Origin of the sequence: Helicobacter ganmani, assembly GCF_003364315.1 — a bacterium.
Classification (GTDB): Bacteria; Campylobacterota; Campylobacteria; order Campylobacterales; family Helicobacteraceae; genus Helicobacter_D; species Helicobacter_D ganmani.
Genome location: NZ_NXLS01000017.1, coordinates 1 through 4,806, shown reverse-complemented (window position 1 = coordinate 4,806; position 4,806 = coordinate 1). Strand labels below are relative to the sequence as shown.

9 protein-coding genes and 1 pseudogene are annotated in these 4,806 nt (G+C 34.4%); 8 read left to right on the top strand and 2 right to left on the bottom strand.

The features are described 5' to 3' along the window. Positions 1 to 356 precede the first annotated feature (356 nt). Positions 357 to 789 (bottom strand): annotated as a pseudogene (locus tag CQA43_RS10050) (DUF2972 domain-containing protein). 315 nt (positions 790 to 1,104) lie between these two features. Beyond that, positions 1,105 to 1,497: a hypothetical protein gene (locus CQA43_RS09260; RefSeq protein ID WP_115552312.1), complete on the bottom strand. Its 393-nt coding sequence runs from the start codon at positions 1,495 to 1,497 to the stop codon at positions 1,105 to 1,107. Positions 1,498 to 2,341: 844 nt separating this feature from the next. On the opposite strand from CQA43_RS09260, the gene CQA43_RS10045 reads away from it, so the two are divergent. The 8 genes from CQA43_RS10045 to CQA43_RS09230 all read left to right on the top strand — a co-directional run bounded on the left by CQA43_RS10045 (position 2,342) and on the right by CQA43_RS09230 (position 4,656). Continuing rightward, positions 2,342 to 2,440, top strand: a complete 99-nt coding sequence (locus tag CQA43_RS10045; RefSeq protein WP_181881683.1) for a Dyp-type peroxidase domain-containing protein — start codon at positions 2,342 to 2,344, stop codon at positions 2,438 to 2,440. Then, positions 2,397 to 2,564, top strand: coding sequence for a Dyp-type peroxidase domain-containing protein (locus CQA43_RS09960; RefSeq protein ID WP_115552310.1), 168 nt, complete (start codon positions 2,397 to 2,399; stop codon positions 2,562 to 2,564). Before CQA43_RS10045 ends, CQA43_RS09960 begins: the two co-directional genes overlap by 44 nt. After that, positions 2,561 to 2,704, top strand: coding sequence for a Dyp-type peroxidase domain-containing protein (locus tag CQA43_RS09955; protein ID WP_115552309.1), 144 nt, complete (start codon positions 2,561 to 2,563; stop codon positions 2,702 to 2,704). Before CQA43_RS09960 ends, CQA43_RS09955 begins: the two co-directional genes overlap by 4 nt. Before the next feature lie 73 nt (positions 2,705 to 2,777). Then, positions 2,778 to 2,948, top strand: coding sequence for a hypothetical protein (locus CQA43_RS09555; RefSeq protein ID WP_181881681.1), 171 nt, complete (start codon positions 2,778 to 2,780; stop codon positions 2,946 to 2,948). Then, positions 2,923 to 3,213, top strand: coding sequence for a hypothetical protein (locus tag CQA43_RS09240; RefSeq protein ID WP_147290102.1), 291 nt, complete (start codon positions 2,923 to 2,925; stop codon positions 3,211 to 3,213). Before CQA43_RS09555 ends, CQA43_RS09240 begins: the two co-directional genes overlap by 26 nt. A gap of 32 nt (positions 3,214 to 3,245) precedes the next feature. Beyond that, the gene (locus CQA43_RS09950; protein ID WP_281270131.1) at positions 3,246 to 3,368 is read left to right on the top strand and encodes a hypothetical protein; all 123 of its coding nucleotides are present in this window, start codon (positions 3,246 to 3,248) and stop codon (positions 3,366 to 3,368) included. A gap of 14 nt (positions 3,369 to 3,382) precedes the next feature. Further along, entirely contained in the window at positions 3,383 to 3,925 is a 543-nt protein-coding gene (locus CQA43_RS09235; protein WP_115552307.1) for an FTR1 family protein, read from the top strand. Between the two features lie 119 nt (positions 3,926 to 4,044). Further along, positions 4,045 to 4,656, top strand: a complete 612-nt coding sequence (locus CQA43_RS09230; RefSeq protein WP_115552306.1) for a LysE/ArgO family amino acid transporter — start codon at positions 4,045 to 4,047, stop codon at positions 4,654 to 4,656. Positions 4,657 to 4,806 lie beyond the last annotated feature (150 nt).

Genomic DNA, 4,806 nt, shown 5'->3' with positions numbered 1-4,806 from the left:
GAACCTGCGGTTGGATCACCTCCTTTCAAGAGAAAAGACTAAAGATTCGTTTCTTTTAGTTTAAGTTGTTCTTTTCCTGCTTAGTTTTCAGAGATTATTCTTTTTTAATATTTCTCCTTATTCTTATTTTTTATTGAATATTTCTAGTTTGCTTGAGATTTTGCTTTTTTATATTATTATGAATCGTTGAAATTGAAAACTATGTGATTTGCCCACTAATAAATTTATAATCCAAAATTTCGCCTTTAATCTTTTTTGCGATTCCATTGTTTGATTTTCTTAAATTTAAAATTATAGATTGCCACGAAGTTGCATTGGCTGACAATTTCTCGCAATGACAAGGGGAAATACGACTTTTATGATACTTGTTCTCTATCTAATTCTTCACATATTCTTATAAACTCCTGATAATATTTCCAAGATTCTATAATATTCGGTCTTTCTCGCTTCAAATCTTGTAAATCAATCTCTAAAATTTCTTTGAAATCTCTTGCAATCTTTAGATTGGATTTGAAATATTCTAAAATATCTTTTTCACTTAGTGTTTTTTAATTCTACAATTTGTAAAATTGCTTCTAATGTGGTAATCAATTCTGCTTGGATTTGCGCAAAATGCTTAGAAATTTCTTGTGCTTCTTTGTGCGTTTGGATAAAGACTTTGCAGTTTTCCAAGTTTGGATTCCTTTGATAAGAGAGCGGCATAAGATTTTCTGTCATATCTATACCTTTTGTGTGTTTTGTGCGGTTGGCGAGTAAGAGTTTGATTTCAAAATCTTTTGTGAAAATCACAAGACTTAGAGGAAAATAAAATACAAATGTGCATAAACTTGTCTTTCAAAGAGATGTTTATCTTCTTACTTTGGAGAGGGCAAACCAAGATTTTGGCTTAAAAACTGCATTGTTGTTTGTATTTCTTTCATATCTATATAATATTTTTGTGTAATCTGTGGCACGCTAGAGAGGAGTTTATCGAAGATAAATAGAGAATGCAATACTTTTTTATTTTGATATCGGATTACATAGGATTCTATGTTGTCAAGGCAAGGAGAGTTAGCGAGATGAAATTCTTTGGTTTTAGGATTGTAAGCACTATATTGCAAATATTCAAGAGTTTATTTTGCCCCCCCCCCCATTTATTGTTTTTTCTTTTGGGGTTGCAACAAAGTTAATGCAAGACTTTAAAACAGAGATTGGGTCGCGCACTAGAAGGAGAGCAGGCACTCTAGCGTTTAAAAGATGTGTGTATTGGTAAAAATCTTTAAAATTGTATTCACAAAGAGCAAGAGAGCAATGGGTGTGGAATCTAGATAGTGTTTCGTAATTTTTCTTATATCTCTCAAGACTATTTATTTCTTGGCAATCTCCATTGATAGAAACGCCACAATATTTTAAAAAATCCATCATAGCATTGTGTCCTGTGGCGTGATAAGTGATAAAGTAGAATTGATAATGAGGCGGAAGAGGTTTGCTAAGTTTATAGAAAATAGGTGCTATCATATTTGTAAAATACTTAAAAAACCAATATCGCAAGGCAACAAAAAATTTTTCTTTAAGTGGAGTTAAAGTTTTTGGATTGTTTTTAATTTTTAAGTTCTTTTAACCATTTATTTTATTGAGAATTATATTGTTACAATTTATAACTTTGATTCTTTATCTCATATTTAATTTTTTGCTCCTCAAGCATATTGAAAATTTTATCAAATTTTGTTTGATTTTCTGCTTCAAAATACACTGCGATTCCCCAAAAACTCGCACATCATTTATCATAATTGTATTTTTAATAAAAAACTTACAAAAAATAAAGGACACAAAATGAAAATTCTTAGAATTAACATAGGTTTAGTTTCTTTAGCAATGGGAAGATTACAATTTGCTAATGCCGCAGTCGATTGAGGGTATAAAGCACTTGCTGAAGCAGTGAATAAACTAGGCAAGGCTCTTTCAAAAATGGGTGTTATTTTGGAATAAGGTGTGCAAGATAAAAAACCTAGACCGCAGTAGTTTTCTAAAAAGTGTCGCAATAGCAGGAACGGGAGTTTTATCTCCTGATATCCTTAATGCGGAATCCAAAATTCATACTCCGCGAATGTCTCCCACAATAGCAAATTCCTATCTATTTTTTTGGTAAATATCAACAAGGAATCACTACCCAGACACAAACGCATATTTATTTTTGTGTTGGATTTACATATAGAATCTCTTGCTGAAATCAGAGAGATTTTAAAGTATGGACTGCTTATGCGAGCAAGCTCACAACAGGTGAGAATGTCGCGCTATATAGCAAGAATGTGCTTGTCCCAACCAACGACACGGAAAGACAGATTTACTGAATCCTTACGATTTGACAATCACCTTTGGCGCAGGAGCAAGTTCTTTTGATAAATTGGGTTTAAAAGTTGCGCGACCTAAAGCATTACAAGGATTTGCCACATTTCCCTAGAGATCAATTATGCCCAGACTTTAGCGGTGGTGATGTTTGCATTCAATCTTGTGCAAATGACCCACAGATTGCCTTTCACGCTGTGCAGAATCTCGTGCGAGTTGCTTGCTTAAGGTTACGATGAAGTGGTATCAAATGGGATTTAATTCTTGTGAAAACTGCGAGACACCACGCAATTTATTTGCGTTTAAAGATGGCACAATTAATCCTAGCGAAAATAAATTAGATAAAGTCGCTTGGGTAAAGGATAGAACTTGGGCTTGATAATGGCACTTATTTGATTATTCGTCGTGTGAAAATGCACCTTGAGGCTTGAGACAGACTCAAAGAGCCAAACTTGGAACATTTAGAATCCCTTTCTATCGCACCACTTGCATTTGAAAAGGAGCAGAATCCGATAGATTATGAAGCAAAACGCAAGCAGTTAGAAAAGTGTGTAATGCCTATATTTAAGCAATTCAAGAAAGCGACAGAGAAAAATATTGAAGAATGTTCCCTCACTTTATAGGAGATTCTATGACACTTGGCAACGCAATGAGCGCATAGTGGGCGATACAAGCGCGGGATATTATGGGCAGATTGAAACGGCTTTGGCGCTTTATTGTGTCGCAATGGTCAGTGAAGCGGTGGATTTTGATTCTATGAATTTTCATATTCAAAAGTTGGGTGCTGCTTTGAATGATTTTATTACGGGAAATGTTTTAGAGTCGCAAAGTCGAGGGTGTGCCACAAAATTTATCACATGGTTTGACACTTTTACGCCGTGCGCTTGAGGATTTTTCACAAAATGAAGCTGTGGCAAAAGATGCGATTTTTACTTTTATTGCGCAGTAGCCTATTTTTGAGGGTGAAGTGCGTGAGCATAAGAGATGGTGGGTTGTATAATTGTATAGAATCTGAACTTCCAGAAATTTCTACACAGCAATAGATGCAGCGATTGTTTTGTTGCGAGAGGGTGTGGAAGCACTTTTGATTATTATGGTGTTGCTTGCAGCATTGCAAGCGGCAAATCAGACGCGAGGACAGCATTGGGTAATCGGTGGAGCCAGTCTTGGGGTAGTATTTAGTATTGTCGTAGCTTTGGCATTAGTGCAGCTTTTTCCTTTGGCGGCAGCAGGAACAAATCGTGAAATTTTGGAGGGTGCAGCAGGAATCGCAGCAGTTATTGTGATGATTTTTGTTGGTGCTTGGTTGCATAGCAAAGCAAGTCTTACGGGTTGGCAGGCTTATATTAAATCAAAAATGGGACAAGCACTTGCTCAAGGTAGCTTGATTGGATTAGGAGGGCTTGCGTTTTTGAGTGGATGGAGCGGTAATATTGGAGTGATACTGATTGCTTATCTAATGAAAATCTTTGCACAAAAGTTGCCCATTCATTTGATGTTTAGGGTGATGAATTGGCTAATCTATGCGCTTGGATTCAAAATTTTGGGTGTTAGCGTGTATGTGTTGTGTGCTACCATCAGATATTTTACCCCTTCCTAGCGTGGTTGTTTTGGGATTTTATAATAACCTTCAGGGAATTGCTGTGCAAGTTATTTATATCGCATTAATTGTCCTTTTGTTAAAATACTAGAAAATAATCAAAGGAATCATCAGATTTAATGTCTATTTTCTTTAAAGGATTCTTTCTTTCCTTGTCCCTCCTTGTCGCCATTGGAGCGCAAAATGTCTTTATTATTAAGCAAGGCATAAGTAAGAATCATATTTTTGTAGTTAGTGGAATTTGCTTTTTTTGTGATGTTGTCTTAATGGGATTTGGGATTTTTGGAATAGGAGAATTTTTAGCTAAAAACAGAATCTTAAATTTACTCATTGCATCGGTTGGGATTCTATTTGTCTTATATTATGGATTTCTTTCTTTAAAGTCTGCATTTTTTGCAGAATCTCACCCTAAATTTTTACAATCTAATTCCTTATCGCTTAAAAAAACCATTTTATTGACTTTGGCAGTTACCCTTTTAAATCCTCATGTCTATTTAGACACGGTTTTTGTAATAGGTGCTACTGCATTAATGTTTAACTTTGATGAAAAAATTATTTTTGCTTATGGAGCATTTACTGCATCATTTTTATGGTTTTTTGGTTTGGGGTATGGTGCTTTGAAATTAAGTCAGATTCTTATTCAAATAACTAAAATAATAGATATTCTTATAGCGATTATAATGTTCTTTATAGCTTTCTCGCTTTTACGCTATGTTTTAATTTCATCTTAAGTTTTTTTGTGTATAATCTCACTTCCATTTTTTGTTGAAAAATTTGAAATGTGTTCTTACACAACTCATTGTTAAAGCCTAAAATAAGTAATAACTACAATCACGCAAATAACCAAGATTGTTTTAATGGATTTACATTCATTAAGGCAG